The 21,610-nt window shown below is 62.6% G+C and carries 20 protein-coding genes and 1 pseudogene; 7 read left to right on the forward strand and 14 right to left on the reverse strand.

The window, feature by feature from the left end; genetic code table 11:
- Positions 1-71: 71 nt before the first annotated feature.
- The 4 genes from pstB to K5Q02_RS03380 form a co-directional block, all read right to left on the reverse strand.
- Complete coding sequence (gene pstB, locus K5Q02_RS03365; protein WP_225836378.1) at positions 72-905, reverse strand: phosphate ABC transporter ATP-binding protein PstB; 834 nt, start codon at positions 903-905, stop codon at positions 72-74.
- Positions 906-992: 87 nt separating this feature from the next.
- Positions 993-2,669 (reverse strand): phosphate ABC transporter permease PstA, encoded by a 1,677-nt coding sequence (gene pstA / locus K5Q02_RS03370; RefSeq protein ID WP_225836379.1) that lies wholly within the window; start codon positions 2,667-2,669, stop codon positions 993-995.
- Positions 2,670-2,682: 13 nt separating this feature from the next.
- Complete coding sequence (locus K5Q02_RS03375) at positions 2,683-4,968, reverse strand: ABC transporter permease subunit (protein WP_225836387.1); 2,286 nt, start codon at positions 4,966-4,968, stop codon at positions 2,683-2,685.
- A 166-nt stretch (positions 4,969-5,134) separates the two neighbouring features.
- The gene (locus tag K5Q02_RS03380) at positions 5,135-6,103 is read right to left on the reverse strand and encodes a PstS family phosphate ABC transporter substrate-binding protein (RefSeq protein WP_225836391.1); all 969 of its coding nucleotides are present in this window, start codon (positions 6,101-6,103) and stop codon (positions 5,135-5,137) included.
- Between the two features lie 288 nt (positions 6,104-6,391).
- Between K5Q02_RS03380 and K5Q02_RS03385 the strand changes: the two genes are divergently transcribed.
- Positions 6,392-6,793, forward strand: a complete 402-nt coding sequence (locus K5Q02_RS03385) for an acyl-CoA thioesterase (protein WP_225836393.1) — start codon at positions 6,392-6,394, stop codon at positions 6,791-6,793.
- 82 nt (positions 6,794-6,875) lie between these two features.
- On the opposite strand, the gene K5Q02_RS03390 is transcribed toward K5Q02_RS03385, so the two are convergent.
- Both K5Q02_RS03390 and pyrE read right to left on the reverse strand, forming a co-directional pair.
- Positions 6,876-7,469 carry a DUF4124 domain-containing protein gene (locus tag K5Q02_RS03390; protein ID WP_225836395.1) on the reverse strand — a complete coding sequence of 198 codons (594 nt, stop codon included), beginning with the start codon at positions 7,467-7,469 and terminating at the stop codon, positions 6,876-6,878.
- A 28-nt stretch (positions 7,470-7,497) separates the two neighbouring features.
- On the reverse strand, positions 7,498-8,139 hold the full coding sequence (gene pyrE / locus K5Q02_RS03395; RefSeq protein WP_225836398.1) for an orotate phosphoribosyltransferase: 642 nt from the start codon (positions 8,137-8,139) through the stop codon (positions 7,498-7,500).
- 93 nt (positions 8,140-8,232) lie between these two features.
- On the opposite strand from pyrE, the gene K5Q02_RS03400 reads away from it, so the two are divergent.
- Both K5Q02_RS03400 and K5Q02_RS03405 read left to right on the forward strand, forming a co-directional pair.
- Positions 8,233-9,012 (forward strand): exodeoxyribonuclease III, encoded by a 780-nt coding sequence (locus K5Q02_RS03400; protein WP_225836400.1) that lies wholly within the window; start codon positions 8,233-8,235, stop codon positions 9,010-9,012.
- A gap of 153 nt (positions 9,013-9,165) precedes the next feature.
- Positions 9,166-10,050 (forward strand): EamA family transporter, encoded by an 885-nt coding sequence (locus tag K5Q02_RS03405; protein ID WP_225836402.1) that lies wholly within the window; start codon positions 9,166-9,168, stop codon positions 10,048-10,050.
- A gap of 179 nt (positions 10,051-10,229) precedes the next feature.
- Here the strand turns inward: K5Q02_RS03405 and trmB are convergent, their stop codons facing one another.
- The 4 genes from trmB to K5Q02_RS03425 all read right to left on the reverse strand — a co-directional run bounded on the left by trmB (position 10,230) and on the right by K5Q02_RS03425 (position 12,546).
- The gene (gene trmB / locus K5Q02_RS03410) at positions 10,230-10,901 is read right to left on the reverse strand and encodes a tRNA (guanosine(46)-N7)-methyltransferase TrmB (RefSeq protein WP_225839553.1); all 672 of its coding nucleotides are present in this window, start codon (positions 10,899-10,901) and stop codon (positions 10,230-10,232) included.
- A 150-nt stretch (positions 10,902-11,051) separates the two neighbouring features.
- On the reverse strand, positions 11,052-11,846 hold the full coding sequence (locus K5Q02_RS03415; protein WP_225836404.1) for a thiazole synthase: 795 nt from the start codon (positions 11,844-11,846) through the stop codon (positions 11,052-11,054).
- Between the two features lie 45 nt (positions 11,847-11,891).
- Positions 11,892-12,092 carry a sulfur carrier protein ThiS gene (gene thiS / locus K5Q02_RS03420; protein ID WP_225836405.1) on the reverse strand — a complete coding sequence of 67 codons (201 nt, stop codon included), beginning with the start codon at positions 12,090-12,092 and terminating at the stop codon, positions 11,892-11,894.
- An 82-nt stretch (positions 12,093-12,174) separates the two neighbouring features.
- A complete protein-coding gene (locus K5Q02_RS03425) occupies positions 12,175-12,546 on the reverse strand; it encodes a DUF423 domain-containing protein (RefSeq protein WP_225836407.1) in 372 nt (123 codons plus the stop codon).
- 149 nt (positions 12,547-12,695) lie between these two features.
- On the opposite strand from K5Q02_RS03425, the gene mtgA reads away from it, so the two are divergent.
- The gene (gene mtgA, locus K5Q02_RS03430) at positions 12,696-13,418 is read left to right on the forward strand and encodes a monofunctional biosynthetic peptidoglycan transglycosylase (protein ID WP_225836409.1); all 723 of its coding nucleotides are present in this window, start codon (positions 12,696-12,698) and stop codon (positions 13,416-13,418) included.
- Between the two features lie 370 nt (positions 13,419-13,788).
- On the opposite strand, the gene rpoH is transcribed toward mtgA, so the two are convergent.
- The 4 genes and pseudogenes from rpoH to ftsY all read right to left on the reverse strand — a co-directional run bounded on the left by rpoH (position 13,789) and on the right by ftsY (position 17,890).
- Positions 13,789-14,643: an RNA polymerase sigma factor RpoH gene (gene rpoH / locus K5Q02_RS03435; RefSeq protein WP_225836411.1), complete on the reverse strand. Its 855-nt coding sequence runs from the start codon at positions 14,641-14,643 to the stop codon at positions 13,789-13,791.
- Between the two features lie 132 nt (positions 14,644-14,775).
- A complete protein-coding gene (ftsX, locus tag K5Q02_RS03440) occupies positions 14,776-15,792 on the reverse strand; it encodes a permease-like cell division protein FtsX (protein ID WP_225836413.1) in 1,017 nt (338 codons plus the stop codon).
- On the reverse strand, positions 15,789-16,460 hold the full coding sequence (ftsE, locus tag K5Q02_RS03445) for a cell division ATP-binding protein FtsE (RefSeq protein ID WP_225836414.1): 672 nt from the start codon (positions 16,458-16,460) through the stop codon (positions 15,789-15,791). Before ftsE ends, ftsX begins: the two co-directional genes overlap by 4 nt.
- Positions 16,460-17,890: pseudogene (gene ftsY / locus K5Q02_RS03450) on the reverse strand (signal recognition particle-docking protein FtsY). The gene ftsE and the pseudogene ftsY overlap by 1 nt, the downstream one beginning before the upstream one ends.
- A 267-nt stretch (positions 17,891-18,157) precedes the next feature.
- On the opposite strand from ftsY, the gene K5Q02_RS03455 reads away from it, so the two are divergent.
- The 3 genes from K5Q02_RS03455 to rsmD are packed head-to-tail and all read left to right on the forward strand — an operon-like array spanning position 18,158 to position 21,598.
- Positions 18,158-19,513 carry a M16 family metallopeptidase gene (locus tag K5Q02_RS03455; RefSeq protein WP_225836415.1) on the forward strand — a complete coding sequence of 452 codons (1,356 nt, stop codon included), beginning with the start codon at positions 18,158-18,160 and terminating at the stop codon, positions 19,511-19,513.
- Complete coding sequence (locus tag K5Q02_RS03460) at positions 19,506-20,996, forward strand: M16 family metallopeptidase (protein WP_225836416.1); 1,491 nt, start codon at positions 19,506-19,508, stop codon at positions 20,994-20,996. Before K5Q02_RS03455 ends, K5Q02_RS03460 begins: the two co-directional genes overlap by 8 nt.
- Positions 20,996-21,598: a 16S rRNA (guanine(966)-N(2))-methyltransferase RsmD gene (rsmD, locus tag K5Q02_RS03465; RefSeq protein ID WP_225836417.1), complete on the forward strand. Its 603-nt coding sequence runs from the start codon at positions 20,996-20,998 to the stop codon at positions 21,596-21,598. Before K5Q02_RS03460 ends, rsmD begins: the two co-directional genes overlap by 1 nt.
- Positions 21,599-21,610 lie beyond the last annotated feature (12 nt).

The following is a 21,610-nucleotide window of genomic DNA, read 5'->3' on the forward strand; positions in this document are numbered from 1 at the left end:
AGCTTCAAGCTACAAGTCATTGTCTGCGAATTCACCCAGGATGGCCGCGTGACGCTGGCGGCCCATTGCTGTCAGCCGTAACGACCGGTGATGTAGTCCTCGGTCTGCTTCTTGGCCGGGTTGGTGAACAGTGCATCGGTGTCGCCGAATTCGATCAGCTTACCCATGTACATGAACGCCGTGTAATCGGAAACCCGCGCGGCCTGCTGCATGTTGTGGGTGACGATGACGATGGTGTACTTGGATTTGAGTTCGTAAATCAGCTCTTCGACCTTCAGCGTGGAGATCGGGTCGAGGGCCGAGCACGGCTCATCGAGCAACAGCACTTCCGGCTGCACGGCCACGGTACGGGCAATCACCAGACGCTGCTGCTGACCACCGGACAGACCGAGAGCGGATTCATGTAGGCGATCCTTGACCTCATCCCACAGCGCCGCACTCTTCAGGCCCCATTCCACGGCCTCGTCGAGGACGCGCTTCTGGTTGATGCCCTGGATGCGCAGGCCGTAAACCACGTTCTCGTAGATGCTCTTGGGGAACGGGTTAGGCTTCTGGAACACCATGCCGACGCGGCGGCGCAGCTCGGCAACGTCTTCACCCTTGCGGTAGATATTGCGGCTATCAATGTTGATCTCGCCTTCCACGCGGCAACCGTCGACCAGATCGTTCATCCGGTTGAAGGTACGCAGCAGGGTCGACTTGCCGCAACCGGACGGGCCGATGAAGGCGGTCACGCGCTGCTTGGGGATATTCATCTTGACGTCGTACAGGGCCTGTTTGTCGCCATAGAACAGGTTCAGGCCGGGCACTTCGATGGCCACGGTTTCGTTGGCCAGGTTCAGGCTCTGCTTGTCGCGGCCAAGGGCCGAGATGTCGATGCCGTGGGTAGCGGTTTCATGCTGCATAAATAATCTCCTTCGGGGGCTACAGGCTTCAAGCTGCAGCGCTGGCCGGCTTTCGCCTGACACTACGCGCTGCGGCCTACAGCCGCCTTAATGATCCAGGGCCTTGTACTTCTCACGTAGACGGTTACGCATGTAAACGGCCGTCAGGTTGAGCGTCGCAATCACTATTACCAGCAGCAGCGCGGTGGCGTACACCAGCGGCCGCGCGGCTTCGACGTTAGGGCTTTGGAAGCCAACATCATAGATATGGAAGCCCAGGTGCATGATCTTCTGATCGAGGTGCAGGTAAGGGTAGTTGCCATCGACCGGCAGGCTGGGTGCCAGCTTGACCACGCCGACCAGCATCAGCGGCGCTACTTCACCGGCAGCGCGTGCGACAGCGAGGATCAGACCGGTCATCATCGCCGGGCTGGCCATCGGCAGTACCACGCGCCACAGCGTCTCGACCTTGGTGGCACCTAGCGCCAGAGAACCTTCACGCAGCGCACGCGGAATCCGTGCCAGGCCTTCCTCGGTGGCAACGATCACCACCGGTACGGCGAGCAGTGCCAGGGTCAGCGATGCCCACAGCAGGCCCGGGGTACCGAAGGTCGGTGCCGGTGCCGATTCCGGGAAGAACAACCGGTCGATCGAACCGCCCAGCACGTAGACGAAGAAGCCCAGACCGAACACACCGTAGACGATAGCGGGGACACCAGCCAGGTTGTTCACCGCGATACGAATGACTCGGGTCAGCGGCCCCTGCTTGGCATACTCACGCAGATAGATTGCCGCAACCACACCAAACGGGGTGACGATGACGGCCATGATCAAGGTCATCATGATGGTGCCGAAGATCGCCGGGAAGATGCCGCCCTCGGTATTCGCCTCACGCGGATCGTCGCTGACAAACTCCCACAGCTTGCTACCGTAGAAGCTGAATTTGTCGAGGTTCGACATGGCGTTGGGGCGGAACGCGCGAACCACTTTACCGAGGCTGATTTCCTGCTCGCGGCCATCGGCGGAACGCACGGTCATGCTGTCGCGATTGAACTGCTGGTGGCGAGCATTGAGCTCGGCTTCCAGCACCTTGTACTCGGCATCCCAGCGGGCACGCTCGGCGTCGAGGTCAGCCTGGGCCGTCTCGGTCAGCTGACCACTGAGCTCGAGCTTGCGAGTCTGCAGACGCACACGCTCGAGACCGGCGTTGATGCGACCGATGTCACGCTTCTCGAGTTGCACGATCTGGCTGTGCAGATCGTCGACGCGATCAATGCGCTTCTGCAGCTCCGGCCAGGCGGCATCGCCTTCGGCGATCAGCTTGCCGTCTTCCTTGACGTTGATCAGGTAGCCGTAGAAATTGCCCCACTCGCGGCGCTCGAAAGCTGTCAGGGTTTCAGGCTTGCGCTGTTCGCCGAGCCACTCGCCAACCACCCAGGAGAAGTCGGCGCCGTAAAGATCGCGGTTACCAACCTTGAGCAGCTCGCGAGTCATGAACTCGCCGCCGTCGACGTTCACCGGCAGACCGGCAGAGGCCAGGCGTGCGCGTGGAATTTCTTCCTTCTGCACCACCTCGCCAGCCATGATCTTGGCTTCCTGACCAGGGATCTGGTAGGTGGCCTCGATGATGTCGGACGGCCAGAAGTGGGCCAGGCCACGGGTGGCGATCACGGACAGCAGACCCAGGGTCATGATGATGGCGATCGATACCGCACCGGCGTTCATCCAGATCCAGGGCGAACCGCTCTTGAACCAGGATTTCATGTTGTGCTTTTTCACGGACATAATCTTGCAGTCCTCAGAGCGAAGCGTACTTGACGCGCAGGCGCTGACGCACCAGCTCGGCCAACGTATTCATGACAAAGGTGAACGACAGCAGCACCAGAGCGGAGAGGAACAGCACCCGATAATGGGTACCGCCGACTTCCGACTCGGGCATTTCCACCGCCACGTTGGCTGCCAGGGTGCGCAGACCTTCGAAGATGTTCATGTCCATGATCGGCGTGTTGCCGGTGGCCATCAGCACGATCATGGTCTCGCCGACGGCGCGGCCCATGCCGATCATCACCGCCGAGAAGATGCCCGGACTGGCAGTCAGGATCACCACGCGGGTCAGGGTCTGCCAGGGTGTGGCACCCAGGGCCAGGGAGCCGAACGTCAGGCTCTTCGGCACGCTGAACACGGCGTCTTCGGCGATCGAGTAGATGTTCGGGATCACCGCGAAGCCCATGGCCAGACCGACGACCAGTGCGTTGCGCTGGTCGAACGGAATACCCAGGTCATCGCTCAGCCAGGAGCGCATGTTGCCATCGAACAGCCAGTTCTCCAGGTAACCGCTCATGCTCAGCGAAACGATACCGACCAGCAGAATCACCGGAATCAGCAGCGCCGCCTCCCAGCCATCCGGCACACGCAGACGCACCGACTCAGGCAGGCGGCTCCACAGGAAGCCCGCCAGCAGGATGCCGATCGGCGTGAATATCAACAGGCTGAAGATGCCCGGTAGGTGTCCCTCCACATAGGGTGCGAGGAACAGGCCGGCGAAGAAGCCGAGGATCACCGTCGGCAGCGCTTCCATCAGTTCGATGACCGGTTTGACCTTGCCGCGCATGGCCGGGGCCATGAAGTATGCGGTGTAGATCGCCGCGGCGATGGCCAGCGGGGCGGCCAGCAACATGGCGTAGAAAGCCGCCTTGAGGGTACCGAATGCCAGCGGTGCCAGGCTCAGCTTTGGCTCGGCATCGGTGTTCGCCGAGGTCGACTGCCAGACGTAGGCCGGCTTGTCGTAGTTCTCGTACCAGACCTTGCCCCACAGCGAGCTCCAGGAAATCTCCGGGTGCGGGTTGTCGATCAGGATGCGCTCGATCTTGCCGTTGGCTTCGACCAGGGCGCGGTTGGCACGCGGCGACAGCGCGGCGATGTTATGCCCTTCGGCGACCGGCTCGACCAGCAGGGTGCGGTGCGCAGTGCTGTGGAAAATGCCCAGATTGCCCGCGTCGTCCAGGGCGATGAAGCCCTTGCGGCGCTCTTCGGAAATGATCTGAGTGACCGGGCTGTCGGCCATCTTGAATTCACGAACCGGCTTGAGCGAAGAATTGCCGTCTTCGTCACGCACCATGAACCACTGCTGGATGCCGCCGCCGCTGTCGCCGGTCAGCAGCGAGATGCCGCCCAACAACGAGGTTGCATAGGTGATTTCACGGTTGCCATCGTTGAGTAGTTTGTAACGACCGTTGAGGGCCTTGCGGCGCAGGTCGAATACATCAGCGGTGGCGCGACCGTTGACCACGAACAGCCAATGCTGACGTGGGTCGATGGTCAATTCCTTGATCGGCTCGGAAATCTGCGGCAGCGCCAGGCGCTCCTCGCTGGTGCTGACTTCGCCGGTCATCATGTTCTCTTCACGGCTCAGGCTCAGAACCTGCAGCTCGCTACCCACGGAGCCCGCGATCAGCAGCGTACCGCTGTTCACGCTGATGCCCATGTGCTCCAGCGGGCGGCCTTGCGGGTCGATATCGAGCGGCGCTTCGCCGAACGGATAGACGATGGCCGGGGTAATGGTCTTCACATCGTTCGGGTAAGAGATGCGATAGGTGTGCTCGAACACCAGCGCCTGGCCATTGGAGAGGCCGAGGGCAACGCGGTGGCTGCCAGGCTGATCTTCACCAACTGACACCACTTCACTGCCTGCAGGCAGAGGCAGTTCGACGCTGGTCAGTGCCTCCATGCTCCTGGCATCGAAGAACTGGATCTTGCCGTCGCTCGCCAGGCGCATGCCGACTTGGTTCTGTTCTTCCAGGGACATCAACAGCGGGGTGCCCGCATCGGCCAACCAGGCCGGCTGTACGGCATCGCGCTTCTCGATGTCAGCGCCCTGGAACATCGGCAGCACGACATAGGCGAGGTAGAAGAAGATCAGGGTGATGGCGCCCAGCACGGCCAGGCCACCGATCGACACGCACCAGCGTGCCAGGCGATCCTTGAAGGCGCGTATGCGGCGCTTGCGTTGCAGGGCCGGAGTGTTGAAGTCCAGCCCGAGGGAATTAGGAGAGGCGGTCATGGGTTCACTTGCCAAGTCATTCATAGTGGAGAGCGTCTCTGCGCGGCCATGAGCGCGCCGTATTTTCTGTGCGTTTCACGAGCCGGGCCAATTTAGCGCGTTCGTGTGACAGAAAAGTTACAGCACGGTGACGTAGCGAAGCCCGCCTCTCGGAGAGAGGCGGGCTTCATTGCTGCTTGTTACTAGAGGCTTACAGCCCCAGCTCCTTGCGAGTCTTCTCGACTACCTTGGCAGGCAGCGGGATGTAGCCATCCTTGACTACGACGTCCTGGCCCTGCTTGGACAGGATCAGCTTCAGGAACTCTGCATCCAGCGGGCTCAGCGGCTTGTTAGGCGCCTTGTTCACGTAGATGTAGAAGAAACGAGCCAGCGGGTACTTGCCCGACAGTGCGTTGTTCTCGTTGGCCTCTTCGACCTCGCCCTTCTTGTTCACCAGGGGAACGGCGCGGACGCTGGCGGTGCGGTAGCCAATGCCCGAGTAACCGATGGCGTTGACGGTGCTGGAGATCGACTGCACAACGGAAGCCGAACCTGGCTGCTCGTTGACGTTCGACTTGAAGTCGCCTTTGCACAGGGCTTCTTCTTTGAAGTAGCCATAAGTGCCGGATACCGAGTTACGACCGAACAGCTGGATCGGCTTGGTAGCCCACTCGCCGCTCAGACCCAGCTCACCCCAGGTTTTCAGTTCCTTCGGCTCACCGCACAGACGGGTGCTGGAGAAGATGGCGTCGACCTGCTGCATGGTCAGCTGCTTGATCGGGTTATCTTTGTGCACGAACACGGCCAGGGCATCGATGGCGACCGGAACGGCAGTCGGCTTGTAGCCGTACTTCTGTTCGAAAGCCTGAATCTCGCTGTCTTTCATGGCGCGAGACATCGGGCCGAGGTTAGCGGTGCCTTCGGTCAGGGCGGGCGGTGCGGTGGAAGAACCGGCAGCCTGGATCTGGATGTTCACGTTCGGGTAGGACTGCTTGTAATTCTCAGCCCACAGGGTCATCAGGTTGGCGAGGGAGTCGGAACCGACGCTGGACAGGTTGCCCGATACGCCCGAAGTCTTCTCATAGGTCGGCAGAGCCGGATCGACAGCGGCAACCGCATGGGCAGTGGCTACGCCAGCTGCAACAAATGTCATGGCCGCCATCAAACGCTTCAGTTTCATGCCTTGCTCCTAGCAGAGTGGTAATCATTGAGAGGCCGGCGTGCCGTGGTCGTAGCGCCCGATTTGCCGCCTTCTCACGATTGGGGTCGTGTTGGTGGAACGGGGCTCAGTATCGTCAGCCGATGTGACCACTCTATGTAATCAATATGACAGTTGGATGACGGCGCAAGATGAGCATCAGCGATGCAAATCCGAGTGCACGAGCGCGCGCAACGCGCTAAGGTCGCGAGGCGACCACCCAGTCGGTATACTTTCCAGGGCCACCACAGCGCCGCGAGCCGTGAACAGATGACAGACTTCGAACAGGAAGACCCGATACCTCAGGGCGATCTGGCCCTGCAGATCACCGCACTGCCGCGCGAGACCAATGGTTTCGGCGATATCTTCGGCGGCTGGCTGGTCTCGCAGATGGATCTGGCCGGCACGGCCATGGCGAGCAAGGTCGCTGCTGGCCGCGTCGCGACCGTGGCCATCGATCGCATGGCCTTCCTGGTTCCGGTGGCGGTTGGCGCACAGCTGTCCTTCTATACGCAGGCACTGGAGATCGGCCGTAGCTCGATACAGATGCTGGTAGAAGTATGGAGTGATGACCCGCTTTCCAGCGAATGGCGCAAGGTCACCGAAGCGGTATTCGTGTTCGTCGCCATCGACGGCAGTGGCCGCACCCGCTCGGTACCACCGCGCCGCTGAGCGCAGGGCAGGTCAAAAGGCGTAGTGATCACGGCGCGCCGATTAGCCTCAGGCTACCAAAACACCCTCAATCAGAGAGCGCCTAGCGTCCCTGGCCGATCAGTTCGCCAACACGCGCACGATCTGACGCAAAGCCGCTCTCCGCCTGCTTGCGTACCGCCTGATGGCGTTCAATTTCCCTCTTCAGGCGAACCTGCTCGTCACGCTGACTGGCGATCTGCCCGAGCAACTGCTCGGGCACCTGACGCCCCGCCCGCTCCTGATCCGCCGCCTGCTTTTGCAGGTTGGCCTGCTGCAAGCGAGCCGACTGCAAGTTACCTGTGGCCACGCCAATCAGGCCGTCCAACTCGGCCAGCTTGCGGGCGCGTGCACGGTCTACGTCTTCGGGGCTGCTGTACAGGCGCAGCAGTTGAACATCGGACTTCGCGCGTGCGCGGTCAGCCAGCAACTTCTTCATTTCATCAGGCGTTGGCGCTGGCGGTATCACCCTCACGACACGACCCTGCTCGTTGAGCACTTCATAGCCCTTACCAATGAACTCGCTGGGTACACCCTGGCGATCTATCACCGTAATGCCCTGGGCATTGGTGTAGCGGTACATTTCGCTGGCGCTCGCCCATAGCGGCAGCAGCAGACCAAGCCAGAGGGCGCGACGCATGGTGGGCGATTTCGACATGAAGCACGTTCTCTCGGCTTGCCAGGGGTCAGATACCGTATTCGGCCCGGTAGGCTTCCACAGCGGGTAGGTATTGTTTCAGTTCAGCATCATCGGCCAGATATTCCAGCACTTGCTGCAGAGAAACGATGCTCACCACCGGAATGGCGAAGTCGCGCTCCACTTCCTGGATCGCCGAAAGCTCCCCACGACCGCGCTCCTGGCGATCCAGAGCGATCAGTACGCCGGCAGCCTGAGCGTTTTGCGCCTGGATGATCTGCATCACCTCACGAATCGCAGTACCGGCGGTGATCACGTCATCGATGATCAGCACGCGACCATTGAGCGGTGCGCCGACCAGCGTGCCGCCTTCGCCATGATCCTTGGCTTCCTTGCGGTTGAAGCACCAGGGCAGGTCGAGATCATGATGTTCGGCGAGCGCCACACCGGTACTGGCAGCCAGCGGAATACCCTTGTAGGCCGGGCCGAACAGCACGTCGAACTGGATACCGCTGTCGACTACCGCGGCCGCGTAGAAGCGCCCGAGGCGAGCCAGCGCCAAGCCACTGGCGAAAAGCCCGGCATTGAAGAAGTAAGGGCTGACGCGTCCCGACTTGAGGGTGAACTGACCGAAGCGAAGAACGCCTCGCTCGATGGCGAAACGAATGAAATCGCGCTGATACGTTTGCATGAATGACCCTGAGGCGGCACTGGATGTGGCTTGGAATTACTAAATGGCGTCTAGCTCAGGTATCATACACGCACGTGTTTTTGGGGGCCATTTATGCGGATCATCAGTGTGAACGTGAATGGTATTCATGCTGCAGTCGAGCGCGGTTTGCTCAGTTGGCTGCAAGCACAGAATGCCGACGTGATCTGCCTGCAGGATACCCGTGCCTCCGCCTTTGAGCTGGACGACCAAGCCCTCCAATTGGATGGCTATTTCCTCTATGCCTGCGATGCAGAAGTACCAAGCCAAGGTGGCGTGGCACTCTACTCGCGGTTGCAACCCAAGGCGGTAATCAGCGGACTCGGCTTTGAAACGGCCGATCGCTACGGGCGCTACCTGCAGGCAGATTTCGACAAAGTGAGTATTGCCACACTGCTAATGCCATCGGGCATGGGCGGTGACGAGAACCTGAATCAGAAATTCAAGTTCATGGACGATTTCTCCAAGTACCTGGACAAGCAGCGCCGCAAGCGCCGTGACTACATCTATTGCGGCTCGCTGTATGTCGCCCATCAGAAACTGGACGTGAAGAACTGGCGCGACTGCCAGCAATCCCCCGGCTTCATGGCGCCCGAGCGCGCCTGGATGGACGAGATCACCGGCACCATGGGTTATGTCGACGCCGTGCGCGAGGTCAACCGCGAGGCTGACCAGTTCAGTTGGTGGCCGGACAACGAACAGGCGGAGATGCTCAACCTGGGCTATCGCTTCGACTACCAATTGCTCACACCAGGTATGCGCCGCAGTGTTCGCACCGCACGCCTGCCGCGTCAGCCGCGCTTCTCTCAGCATGCGCCGCTGATCGTCGACTACGACTGGACGCTCACCGTCTGATCGATGTCGCCGACACAAAAACGCCCCGACCTGTTCGGGGCGTTTTCATTTGTACTGTGCTGTATGGGGAAAAACGCCGCCAACTGTGGCGTGTCAGCGCGAACCATCCGCGCTAGCCTGCGCGTCCGCATACCACCACACGAGGCCGCGCCCATGACACCCAAGGACATACTGCTGGCAGCTGTGGTGATCGTCGCCTGGGGCGTCAACTTCGTGATCATCAAGGTCGGCCTGGAAGGCGTACCGCCGATGCTGCTCGGCGCCCTGCGTTTCGCACTGGCGGCGTTCCCGGCGATTCTCTTCATCCGCCGCCCGGACATGCCGCTGCGCTGGCTGCTCGCGTATGGCCTGACCATCTCCCTGGGGCAGTTCGCCTTTCTGTTCTCGGCCATGTACGCCGGCATGCCCGCCGGCCTGGCTTCGCTGGTGCTGCAGGCGCAGGCCTTCTTCACCCTGGGTTTCGCCGCGCTGTTCATCGGCGAAACGGTGCGCCGCAGCAGCCTGATTGGATTGGTCGTGGCGGCCGCAGGGCTGCTGCTGATCGGCAGCGAAAGCGGGCGTAGCTTCACCCTGGCCGGTTTCGTACTGACCCTGTGTGCGGCGGCGATGTGGGGGCTGGGCAATATCGTCACCAAGCGCATCGGCAAGGTGAACCTGGTCAGCCTGGTGGTATGGGGCAGCCTGATTCCGCCGCTGCCGTTCCTGGCGTTGTCGCTGATGCTCGAAGGGCCTGCGCAGATCGAAACGGCGCTGCGCAACATTTCCCTCAGCTCACTGCTGGTCATCGCCTACCTGGCGTTCGTCGCCACCCTGCTCGGCTACGGCCTGTGGAGCCGCCTGCTATCACGCTACCCGGCCAGCCAGGTGGCACCCTTCTCGCTGCTGGTGCCGGTGGTTGGCCTCAGCTCAGCCTGGCTGTTGCTGGGCGAAGGGCTAAGCAGCGTACAGTGGGTCGGCGCCGCCATCGTCATGCTGGGGCTGCTGATCAACGTGTTTGGTGCGCGCCTGTTGCAGCAATTGCGCGGTGCGTCAGCCTGACGGCGGGATAATAGCGACGCGAGCTGAATGCCAGATCCGCGCAGCAACCGCTATCGCCGAAGGACTAGACGTCCCCCGGCTCCTACAAAGTGCGGCGCACGAAGATTTTTGCTGGCGATCCGAGTTCCGTAGGAGCCGGCTTGCCGGCGATCTTTGACGGATGCCAGTTATCCGCTCGATCAGTCGATACGCTCGAACTTCAGATCCCACACACCGTGCCCCAAGCGCTCGCCGCGGCGCTCGAACTTGGTCACCGGGCGTTCAGCCGGACGCTCTACGCAGCGGCCATCGGCGGCCTGATTGCGATAGCCTGGGGCAACACTCATCACTTCCAGCATGTATTCGGCATAGGGTTCCCAGTCAGTGGCCATGTGCAGCACGCCGCCGACCTTGAGCTTCTGACGTACCAGTTCGGCGAATGCTGGCTGAACGATACGACGCTTGTTATGACGCGCCTTGTGCCAGGGGTCAGGGAAGAACAGCAGCACGCGATCGAGGCTGGCGTCGGCCACACACTGACGCAGCACTTCCAGCGCATCGCAGCTGTACACACGCAGGTTGCTGAGGTTCTGGGTCATCACCCCGTTGAGCAACGCACCAACGCCTGGCCGGTGTACTTCGACGCAGATGAAGTCCTGCTCAGGCGCTGCGGCGGCCATCTCCAGGGTGGAGTGGCCCATGCCGAAGCCGATCTCGAAAGTGCGCGGCGCCTGACGCCCGAATACCGCGTCGAAGTCCTGCAGGCCATCGCTCAACTCCAGGCCAAACTTCGGCAGGCCCTGATCGAAGCCACGCTGCTGGCCTTCGGTCATGCGCCCGGCACGCATCACAAAGCTCTTGATGGCGCGCATGTGCCGTGGGGTTTCTTCGGCTGGGGTTTGTTCGATATCGCTCATGGGGTACTCGGGACACGGAAAAGGGAAAGAGAAAACCGCGAACGGGGACTGCCTGCCCCCGTTCGGCACCTGCGTGGCAGGCTGAACTTAGCGTCTGTTCACGGCCTAGCGGATCATGCCGTCGAGGGGCGACGACGCGCTGGCGTAGAGCTTCTTCGGCATGCGCCCGGCCAGGTAGGCCAGGCGGCCGGCCTCGATGGCGTATTTCATGGCCTGGGCCATCAGCACTGGCTGCTGGGCATGGGCGATGGCGCTGTTCATCAACACCGCCTCGCAGCCAAGCTCCATGGCGATGGTCGCGTCGGAAGCGGTGCCCACGCCGGCATCCACCAACACCGGCACGGTCGCTTCTTCAAGGATGATGCGCAAGTTGTAAGGGTTGCAGATACCCAGCCCGGTGCCGATCAGGCCGGCCAGCGGCATCACCGCGATGCAGCCCATTTCCGCCAGTTGCCGGGCGATGATCGGGTCGTCGCTGGTGTACACCATCACGTCGAACCCTTCCTTGACCAGCACTTCGGCGGCCTTGAGGGTTTCGATCACGTTGGGGAACAAGGTCTTCTGGTCGGCCAACACTTCCAGCTTGACCAGCTTGTGGCCATCGAGCAGCTCACGGGCCAGGCGGCAGGTGCGCACGGCTTCGACGGCGTCGTAGCAACCGGCGGTGTTCGGCAGGATGGTGTAGCGATCCGGCGAAATCACGTCGAGCAGGTTGGGCTCACCCGGGTTCTGGCCGATGTTGGTACGACGCACCGCCACGGTAACGATCTCCGCGCCCGAGGCCTCGATGGCTGCACGGGTCTCGTCGAGATCCTTGTATTTACCGGTGCCGACCAGCAGGCGCGACTGATAGGTACGGCCGGCCAGGGTAAAGGGCTTGTCGCTGACAACGTGGCTCATGGGGATTCCTCTGCACGGAAGAGTTGTAAGGGCGTGGCGCAGGGCTCAACCGCCGCCGATGGCGTGTACCACTTCGAGGCTATCGCCGTCGGCCAACGCCGTGCTGGCGTACTGGCTGCGCGGAACGATATCGAGGTTGCGCTCGACTGCAACGCGGCGTCCCGCCAGCTGCAGGTGCTCGATCAAGTCGGCGACACTGGCGCCTGCGGGCAACTCGAGGGCTTCACCGTTCAACTGGATATGCATGGCGACACGTCACAACAGGAGAAAGGGCCGGCATTCTAGCCCGATCACCGACGATGACCAAGGCACTGACCGGCCATTCGTCTCAGGCCATGCGCCAGGCGAGCAGCCCCAGGCACGCCCAACCGGCCAGAAAAGCCAGGCCGCCGAACGGAGTGACGATACCCAGCTTGCTGACGCCACTGAGGGTGAGCAGATAGAGGCTGCCGGAAAACAGCACGATGCCCACGGCGAAGAAGCTACCCGCCAGGTTCACCAGGCGGCCCGGCACCAGCAAGGCGAGAACCGCCACGCCGAGCAATGCCAGGGCATGGATCAGTTGGTAATGGGTACCGGTTTGAAACACGGCCAGGTATTCGGGGCTCAGCCTGCTCTTCAGGCCATGAGCCGCGAACGCCCCCAGAGCAACACCGGAAAAGCCGGCAAACGCCGACAACAGCAACCACAGGCGAACCATAGCGTCCTCACCAATCATCATGGGATGAGGCAGTTTACGCCCTCGACCGTCCCTTAGCGCGCTCGCAATTGCCGCAGCGGCGGCAGCGTTGCCCGCAAGGGCGCTGGGAACCGTATAATGATCGGCCAATCAAGCCTGGCTCCCTGCGCATGCTCCGATCCATTCGCCGCGTCCTGCTGAAGCTGCTGTTCTGGTTCATCGCCGGTTCCGTCCTGCTGGTGCTCGCCTTCCGCTGGGTTCCGCCACCAGGTACGGCGCTGATGGTCGAGCGCAAGATCGAATCCTGGATCGACGGTAAACCCATTGACCTGCAGCGCAGCTGGCGTTCCTGGGAGCAGTTGCCCGACGACCTGAAGATTGCGGTCATCGCCAGCGAAGATCAGAAGTTCGCCCAGCACTGGGGCTTCGATGTCGACGCGATCAAGGCCGCGGTATCGCACAACCAGCAGGGTGGCTCGGTGCGGGGTGCCAGCACGCTGAGCCAACAGGTGGCGAAGAATCTGTTTCTCTGGTCAGGCCGCAGTTGGCTGCGCAAGGGTTTCGAGGTGTGGTTCACCGGATTGATCGAACTGCTGTGGCCCAAGCAGCGCATCCTCGAGGTTTACCTCAACAGCGCCGAATGGGCCGACGGCGTATTCGGCGCGGAAGCCGCGGCGCAGCATCATTTCAACACCGGCGCGTCCTACCTCTCGGCGCGCCAGGCCAGCCTGCTGGCAGCCGTGCTACCGAACCCGCGACAGCTCGATGCGGGCCGCCCCAGCGGCTACGTCAACCAACGCGCCAACTGGATCCGCCGGCAGATGCGCCAACTCGGCGGCAGCCACTACCTGAACCAGCTACAGGCACCTCGGCCAGGCTGGTGGGAGAAGTAGGCTGGGTCGGGATACATAACGGGCGCGATGCGAGCAATGGGTGGGCTGAAGTCCCCAGGGGCATGAACCGTAGGGTGGGGCTTTAGCCCACCAAAGCCATTCAACCCGACGGTGGCGCATGCGGCTCAGCTCCTCGGGCTGTGGGCGTTGTGATGGTGGGCTGAAGCCCACCCTACCCGATCGGACGGAGAGCGTGGAGCTATCACCGAGCTTTGTGGAAACGGGCCATACCCGTGATTTCGCGCGCATGGCGCGCTCCCACAAAGCTCGGTGATGTCCGCTACCGCCACTTTGCGCCAATCCGCAAAACGGCCTACAAACGAAAACGCCCCGAACAATGTCGGGGCGTTTTGGCTTCAGCGGGTCAGAATCAGGTGGCGATGGAGCCCTTGAGCTTGTTCATCGCGTTCTTCTCCAACTGACGGATACGCTCCGCCGAAACGTTGTACTTGGCCGCCAGCTCGTGCAGCGTGGCCTTTTCTTCAGCCAGCCAGCGCTGCTGAAGGATATCGCGGCTACGCTCGTCGAGCGCCCCGAGAGCCTCGTGCAGATTAGCGCTGGAGGTGTCGCTCCAGTCTTCGTCTTCCATCTGCCTCGCAGGATCGTAGCGATGGTCTTCCAAGTACTGAGCTGGCGAATGGAAGGCACTGTCGTCGTCGGCATCGGCGGCTGGGTCGAAGGCCATGTCATGGCCGGTCAGACGGCTTTCCATCTCACGGACTTCACGCGCCTCGACACCCAGGCTTTCGGCCACGGCATTGACTTCATCGTTGTTCAACCAGGCCAGACGCTTCTTCTGGCTGCGCAGGTTGAAGAACAACTTGCGCTGAGCCTTGGTGGTCGCGACCTTGACGATGCGCCAGTTGCGCAGGATGAACTCGTGGATTTCGGCACGAATCCAGTGCACGGCGAAAGACACCAGGCGCACACCCATTTCCGGGTTGAAGCGCTTGACCGCCTTCATCAGGCCGACGTTGCCCTCCTGGATCAGGTCAGCCTGAGCCAGGCCATAGCCGGAATAACTGCGCGCGATGTGCACGACGAAACGAAGGTGAGCCAGCACCATCTGGCGGGCGGCCTCAAGATCCTGGCTGTAGAAGAGATTGCCGGCCAGTTCGCGCTCCTGCTCAGGCGTCAGCAGCGGAATGCTGTTGACTGCATGCACGTATGCTTCCAGGTTTGCGCCTGGAACCAGAGCATGAACAGGTTGCAAAGAAGTGGACATTTGAATCCTCCGATTCACATAACGTACGCAGTGTAGCACTGCGCAATATGACCGGAAGCCCCCATCCTGGTTCCCCGATCAATAGTCAATATCAACCAAATCAATAAGTTGGCGAGGCGTCAAACTAGAGCCTCAGCGGGGGGCAAGCTCCCTTAGGTGTCGCGCCACCGCCAGCCACGCACCGATATACCCCAACAGCACCGCTCCCAGCAATAGGGAGAAGCCGTCCCCTGATGGCACACCGGCCAGGGCGAAGTCACTGCCGTACAAACCGGACAGGCGCACCACCGCATCGTTCAACCAGTTCAAGCCGAAGGCCAGCACCAGCCAGGACAGCACACCGGCGCCCAGGCCGTACAGCGCGCCCATATAAAGGAAGGGACGACGAACGTAGCTGTCGGTACCGCCGACCAGCTTGATCACTTCGATCTCGGTGCGGCGGTTCTCGATATGCAGGCGAATGGTGTTACCGATCACCAGCAGCAGCGCCATGATCAGCAAAACCGTGAGGCCAAAAACGAAACGGTCGCCCAGCTTGAGGATCGCGCTCAAACGCTCGACCCAGACCAAATCCAGCTGTGCCTGCTGCACGTTGGGCAGCTCTGCCAAACGCAAACGCAACGCCTCAAGAGTGGCTTTGTCGACTTCCTTGGGCGTTACCAGCACAGCGCCGGGCAACGGATTGTTCGGCAATTCTTTGAGGGCTTCGCCCAACCCGGACTGCTGCTGGAACTCTTCCAAGGCCTTGTCGCGGCTGATCCATTCGGCTTCGGCGACGTCGCCCATGCCGGCGATTTCTTCGCGCAGGGCCTGGCCCTGACTATCGCTGGCGTCGATAGTGAGGAACACCGAAATCTGCGCGGCACGCTCCCAAGTGCCGCCAAGACGCTCGACATTGCCAAGCAGCAGCGACAGGCCCATGGGCAGGCTCAGCGCCACGGCCATCACCAGGCAGGTGAAGAAGCTGCCGATCGGATGCTTACCAAGACGGCGCAGGCTGTCGACCAGGCTGGCACGGTGGTTTTCCACCCACGCGCGCGCGAGGGTACGGAAATCCGGTTCGTCGTTCGGGCCCTGGGGCTCGGCGTTCTTCGGTGCCGCGCCGACTCGCTGGGCGGGCTGCGGTGGTGGTACGCGGGAGGCACTCATTCCGCCGCCTCCCCGTCGCCGATCAGGCGGCCACGCTGCAGGGTGAGCATGCGATGGCGCATGCGGGCGATCAGGGCCAGGTCGTGACTGGCGATCAGCACGCTGGTGCCAAGGCGGTTGATGTCTTCGAATACGCCCATGATTTCCGCCGCCAGACGCGGGTCGAGGTTACCGGTGGGTTCGTCGGCCAGCAGCAGGGCCGGACGATGGACGATGGCGCGGGCGATGCCAACGCGCTGTTGCTGACCAGTCGACAGGTCGCCTGGGTACAGCTCGGCCTTGTCGCTGAGGGAGACTCGCTCCAGCGCAGCGCCGACACGGCGGCCGATATCACTCTTGGAAAGACCGAGGATCTGCAGCGGCAGGGCGATGTTGTCGAACACGCTGCGATCGAACAGCAGTTGGTGGTTCTGGAACACCACGCCGATCTGCCGACGCAGGAAGGGAATCTGCGCATTGGTGATCTGCGACAGATCCTGACCGGCAAGCAACAGCTTGCCCGACGTCGGGCGCTCCATGGCCAGCAGTAAACGCAGCAGCGTGCTCTTGCCGGCGCCAGAATGGCCGGTGACGAACAGAAACTCGCCGCGACGGACGCGGAAACTCAACTCATGCAACCCGACATGACCGTTGGGGTAACGCTTGCCGACCTGCTCGAATCGGATCATCACTGCTCCCGTTGCTGGAAAAGCGCCTGAACGAAGGGTTCGGCCTCGAAAGTGCGCAGATCGTCGATGCCTTCGCCAACGCCGATATAGCGAATGGGCAGGCCGAACTGCTTGGCCAGGGCGAAAATCACCCCCCCTTGGCCGTACCATCCAGCTTGGTCAGGGCCAGACCGGTCAAGTTCACTGTCTGGTTGAATTGTTTAGCCTGGTTGATCGCGTTCTGTCCGGTACCGGCATCGAGCACCAGCAGCACTTCGTGGGGCGCAGTGTCATCCAGTTTGCCGATCACCCGGCGCACCTTCTTCAACTCTTCCATCAGGTTGTCTTTGGTGTGCAGGCGCCCGGCGGTATCGGCGATCAGCACATCCATACCGCGGGCCTTGGCAGCCTGCACGGCATCGAAGATCACCGAGGCGGAATCGGCGCCAGTGTGCTGGGCGATCACAGAAATCTTGTTGCGCTCGCCCCACACCTGCAACTGCTCCACTGCGGCGGCGCGGAAAGTGTCGCCAGCAGCGAGCATGACTTTCTTGCCCTCGCCCTGCAGCTTCTTGGCCAGCTTGCCGATGGTGGTGGTCTTGCCGGCGCCGTTCACGCCCACCACCAGGATCACGAAGGGCTGCTTGTCAGTATCAATGCGCAAGGGCTGCTCAACCGGGCGCAGCAGCGCCGCGAGCTCCTCCTGCAGGGATTTGTAGAGTGCATCACTGTCGGTCAACTGCTTGCGCGCGACCTTCTGGGTCAGGCTCTGGATGATCGCCGTGGTGGCCTCGACGCCAACGTCGGCGGTGAGCAGACGGGTCTCGATTTCGTCAAGCAGATCATCGTCGATGGCCTTCTTGCCAAGGAACAGACTGGCCATGCCCTCGCCCAGGCTGGCGCTGGTTTTCGACAGGCCCTGGCGCAGCCGGGAAAACCAGCCACCCTGGTTGTCCGACGGTTTGTTCTGCTCGACGACCGGCGCGGGCACTTCGACGGGCGCAGCCAGCACGGCAGCTGGGGTCGCCGGCACGGTGTGATGAACGTCACTACCGGTGGCCAGTTCGACAGGCTGCTCAAGGGCGGCAGCAGGCTGCTCAGCGACCGGCTCGTCCAGCGCCTCGGGGCCGTGACGGGTCGGCAGCGGGTCGATCCACGATCGGTTCTGGCGCGGGCGCCGGCTCGGTAATAGCAACCGGCTCGGGCGCAGCGACTTCAACCACAGCCGGCTCGCTCGGCTGAGGCTGCTCAGGCGCCTCGAGCGCAACCGGCTCTGGTGCTTCGAGCGCATCAGGCTGCGCCTCGGTTTCAGCCTGAGGCTGTACGGGAGCGGGCTCCACAGGCTTCTTGCGCAGCCAGCCGAACAGGCCGCGCTTTTCAGTGGCTTTCTCTGCGCCCTGTTCGGCGCTGGCATCAGGGGCCGGGGTCTTGTCGTCTTTTGAACCAAACATGGAGGACGGCTATCTCAGAGGGGCGAACGCCATGGCCCTCCCACGGTGGGGCTGAGGGCAGTGCTTGGCGGCAGGCGTGCAGGGGATTCGCACACCATCGCTGCACAGACGTGGTCGCCAGTAAAACGGATGCGTATCCTAGCACCTCCGCACATGCCACGGCTAAGCCAAGCACCCCAACTGGCGCTACGCGGTACCTGCTGCACGACCGCGGCCCAGCCGTCGTCGCAATCGCCACGCTCGACGTGGTTCTACGAGGAGAGAGGTTTGTCCAATTCACTTGCCCGCCATCTCGCCGGCCTGCTGCTAGCCTGCGCCTTGCCCCTGGCAGCCCAGGCCGCGGCGCCACAACCGACCCATGAATTCACCCTCGACAATGGCCTCAAGGTCATCGTCCGCGAGGATCACCGCGCCCCGGTGGTGGTGTCCCAGCTCTGGTACAAAGTGGGCTCAAGCTACGAGACCGCTGGCCAGACAGGGCTGTCCCACGCCTTGGAACACATGATGTTCAAGGGCAGCCGCAAGCTCGGCCCGGGTGAAGCCTCCCGTGTGCTGCGCGACCTGGGCGCCGAAGAGAACGCCTTCACCAGCGACGACTACACCGCTTACTACCAAGTGCTGGCCAGTGATCGCCTGGGCGTCGCCTTCGAACTGGAAGCGGATCGCCTGGCCAGCCTGCGCCTGCCGGCCGACGAGTTCTCCCGCGAGATCGAGGTGATCAAGGAAGAGCGCCGCCTGCGCACCGACGACAAACCATCGGGCCTGGCCTTCGAGCGCTTCAAGGCCATGGCCTACCCGGCCAGCGGCTACAGCATCCCGACCATCGGCTGGATGGCCGACCTTGATCGCATGACCGTGGACGAACTGCGCCACTGGTACCAGACCTGGTACGCGCCCAACAACGCCACCCTGGTGGTGGTCGGCGACGTGACCCCGGACGCGGTGAAGACCCTCGCGCAGCGCTACTTCGGCGCGATCCCCAAGCGTGAGATACCCGCTGCCAAGATTCCTCTGGAACTGCCGGCGCCGGGCGAGCGACGCATCACCCTGCACCTCAAGACCCAGCTACCAAGCCTGATGATGGGCTTCAACGTACCCGGCCTGGCCACGACCAAGACGCCGCGCGAAGTGCATGCGCTGCGCCTGATCAGCGCCCTGCTCGACGGCGGCTACAGCGCGCGCCTGGCCACCCGCCTGGAGCGCGGCGAGGAATTGGTTTCCGGCGCCGGCGCCTGGTACAACGGCTACACCCGCGGCGACAGTCTGTTCATGATCTCAGCCACGCCCAACGTGCAAACCGGCAAGACCCTTGAGCAGACCGAAGCCGGCATCTGGCGCGAGCTGCAGGATCTGCAGAAGAACCCGCCGTCGGCCGAAGAGTTGGCCCGCGTGCGTGCTCAGCTGATCGCCGAACTGGTCTACGACCGCGACTCGATCACCAGCCAGGCCACCGCTATCGGCCAGCTGGAAACCGTTGGCCTGTCCTGGCAATTGATCGACAAGGAACTGGCCGAATTGGAAGCCGTGACCCCGGCCGATATCCAGAACGCCGCCAAGACCTACTTCACCCGCGACCGCCTCAGCGTCGCCCATGTACTGCCCGAGGAGAAGCGCGATGAGTAAGCGTAACGGCCCGCGCTACGCCCTGCTGGGGCTGTTCCTGATCGCCCTGCTGGTGGCCCTGACCTTCACCGTGCAGCGCGCCCCTGACGCCGCACCGGCCACCGCCGACGCGCCAAAGAGCGATGACACCCAGCTGCAATCTCTGGCTGAGCTGGATGGCAAGGCGCCCGAGCGGCGCAAGCTCGACATCCAGAGCTGGCAGACCGCCGAAGGCGCCAAGGTGCTGTTCGTGGAAGCCCGCGAGCTGCCGATGTTCGACCTGCGCCTAACCTATGCCGCTGGCAGCAGCCAGGATGGTGACGTGCAGGGCCTGGCCATGCTGACCAACGCCATGCTCAACGAAGGCGTACCCGGCAAGGACGTCGGTGCCATTGCAGCGGGCTTCGAAAGCCTCGGCGCCGAGTTCGGCAATGGCGCCTACCGCGACATGGCCGTGACCAGTCTGCGCAGCCTCAGCGATGCAGAGCAGCGCCAGCCGGCTCTGCAGCTGTTCGAGCAAGTGATCGGCCAGCCGACCTTCCCCGCCGACTCCCTGGCGCGGATCAAGAACCAGGTGCTCGCCGGTTTCGAATTCCAGAAGCAGAACCCGGGCAAACTGGCCAGCCTTGAGCTGTTCGAGCGCCTCTACGGTAACCATCCGTACGGCCACCCCAGCGAAGGCAACCCAAGCTCGGTTCCCGGCATCAGCCGCGAACAGCTGCAAGCGTTCCATGCCAAGGCCTATGCCGCTGGCAACGCGGTGATCGCCGTAGTCGGCGACCTGTCCCGCGAGGAAGCCGAAGCCATGGCTGCGGAAGTCTCCGCGGCACTGCCCCAGGGCCCGGCGCTGGCAAAGACCGTCGCTCCCGAGGAGCCGAAAGCCGGCCTGAGCCACATCGACTTTCCGTCCAACCAGACCCACCTGCTGATCGCCCAGCTCGGTATCGACCGTCTTGATCCGGATTACGCCGCGCTGTACCTGGGCAATCAGGTGTTCGGCGGCGGTGGTTTCGGTACCCGACTGATGACCGAGGTGCGCGAGAAGCGCGGCCTGACCTACGGCGTCTACTCCGGCTTCAGTGCCATGCAGGCCCGTGGGCCGTTCATGATCAACCTGCAGACCCGTGCCGAGCTCAGCGATGGCACCCTGCAACTGGTCAAGGATCTGCTGGGTGACTTCATCGCCAACGGCCCGACCCAGGAAGAGTTGGACGCCGCCAAGCGCGAGACGGCCGGCAGCTTTCCGCTGTCCACCGCAAGCAACGCCGCCATCGTCGGCCAGCTCGGTGCCATCGGTTTCTACGACCTGCCATTGACCTATCTGGAAGACTTCATGGCTCAGGTGCAGGCGCTCAGCGTCGAGCAGGTGAAAACCGCCATGGCCAAGCATCTCGACCCTGAGGCGCTGGTGATTGTCACGGCCGGGCCTAAGGTCGAGCAGAAAGAGCTGCCACCACCCACTGACAAACCCGCCGAATTACCGACTGGCGTCCCGGAGCACTGATGGCCAGACGACCCACTTCCGCCAAGCCCCCCGCCGCCCATGGTGGCGACGGGCAACTGCGCATCATCGCCGGCCAATGGCGCAGCCGGCAGTTCGGCTTTCCCATGGCGCATGGCTTGCGCCCAACACCCAACCGCGTGCGGGAAACCCTGTTCAACTGGCTGGCGCCCTACGTCGAAGCGGCCAAGGTGCTCGACCTGTTCGCCGGCAGCGGTGCGCTGTTTCTCGAAGCGCTATCGCGGGGAGCTGGCAGCGCGCTAGCGCTGGATCTCAACCCGGCGGCGGTGAACAGCCTGCGCGGTCACCTGGCGACCCTGCGCTGCGACAACGGCCAGGTACTGCAGAGCGATGCCATCGCCTACCTGCAGACACAGCCCGCAACGCCCTTCGATCTGGTGTTTCTCGACCCGCCGTTCAGCCAGGATCTACTCCTGCCGGCCTGCGAGCTGCTCGAACAGCGCGGCTGGCTGGCCAATAACGCCTGGGTCTATACCGAAAGCGAGCAGCCACCGTCGAGCCTGGGCATGCCCGGTAACTGGCGCCTGCACCGCGAACAGAAAGCCGGCCAGGTGCACTACGCGCTGTGGCAGAGAAGCGCATAACCTGCGACGACA

Source organism: Pseudomonas sp. MM211, assembly GCF_020386635.1.
In the GTDB taxonomy this organism is placed as follows: domain Bacteria; phylum Pseudomonadota; class Gammaproteobacteria; order Pseudomonadales; family Pseudomonadaceae; genus Aquipseudomonas.

Coding starts and splice junctions, on each gene's coding strand:
- pstB (WP_225836378.1), bottom strand. CDS start 905: ATGCAGCATGAAACCGCTACCCACGGCATCGACATCTCGGCCCTTGGC.
- pstA (WP_225836379.1), bottom strand. CDS start 2,669: ATGTCCGTGAAAAAGCACAACATGAAATCCTGGTTCAAGAGCGGTTCG.
- K5Q02_RS03375 (WP_225836387.1), bottom strand. CDS start 4,968: ATGAATGACTTGGCAAGTGAACCCATGACCGCCTCTCCTAATTCCCTC.
- K5Q02_RS03380 (WP_225836391.1), bottom strand. CDS start 6,103: ATGAAACTGAAGCGTTTGATGGCGGCCATGACATTTGTTGCAGCTGGC.
- K5Q02_RS03385 (WP_225836393.1), top strand. CDS start 6,392: ATGACAGACTTCGAACAGGAAGACCCGATACCTCAGGGCGATCTGGCC.
- K5Q02_RS03390 (WP_225836395.1), bottom strand. CDS start 7,469: ATGTCGAAATCGCCCACCATGCGTCGCGCCCTCTGGCTTGGTCTGCTG.
- pyrE (WP_225836398.1), bottom strand. CDS start 8,139: ATGCAAACGTATCAGCGCGATTTCATTCGTTTCGCCATCGAGCGAGGC.
- K5Q02_RS03400 (WP_225836400.1), top strand. CDS start 8,233: ATGCGGATCATCAGTGTGAACGTGAATGGTATTCATGCTGCAGTCGAG.
- K5Q02_RS03405 (WP_225836402.1), top strand. CDS start 9,166: ATGACACCCAAGGACATACTGCTGGCAGCTGTGGTGATCGTCGCCTGG.
- trmB (WP_225839553.1), bottom strand. CDS start 10,901: ATGCGCGCCATCAAGAGCTTTGTGATGCGTGCCGGGCGCATGACCGAA.
- K5Q02_RS03415 (WP_225836404.1), bottom strand. CDS start 11,846: ATGAGCCACGTTGTCAGCGACAAGCCCTTTACCCTGGCCGGCCGTACC.
- thiS (WP_225836405.1), bottom strand. CDS start 12,092: ATGCATATCCAGTTGAACGGTGAAGCCCTCGAGTTGCCCGCAGGCGCC.
- K5Q02_RS03425 (WP_225836407.1), bottom strand. CDS start 12,546: ATGGTTCGCCTGTGGTTGCTGTTGTCGGCGTTTGCCGGCTTTTCCGGT.
- mtgA (WP_225836409.1), top strand. CDS start 12,696: ATGCTCCGATCCATTCGCCGCGTCCTGCTGAAGCTGCTGTTCTGGTTC.
- rpoH (WP_225836411.1), bottom strand. CDS start 14,643: ATGTCCACTTCTTTGCAACCTGTTCATGCTCTGGTTCCAGGCGCAAAC.
- ftsX (WP_225836413.1), bottom strand. CDS start 15,792: ATGAGTGCCTCCCGCGTACCACCACCGCAGCCCGCCCAGCGAGTCGGC.
- ftsE (WP_225836414.1), bottom strand. CDS start 16,460: ATGATCCGATTCGAGCAGGTCGGCAAGCGTTACCCCAACGGTCATGTC.
- K5Q02_RS03460 (WP_225836416.1), top strand. CDS start 19,506: ATGAGTAAGCGTAACGGCCCGCGCTACGCCCTGCTGGGGCTGTTCCTG.
- rsmD (WP_225836417.1), top strand. CDS start 20,996: ATGGCCAGACGACCCACTTCCGCCAAGCCCCCCGCCGCCCATGGTGGC.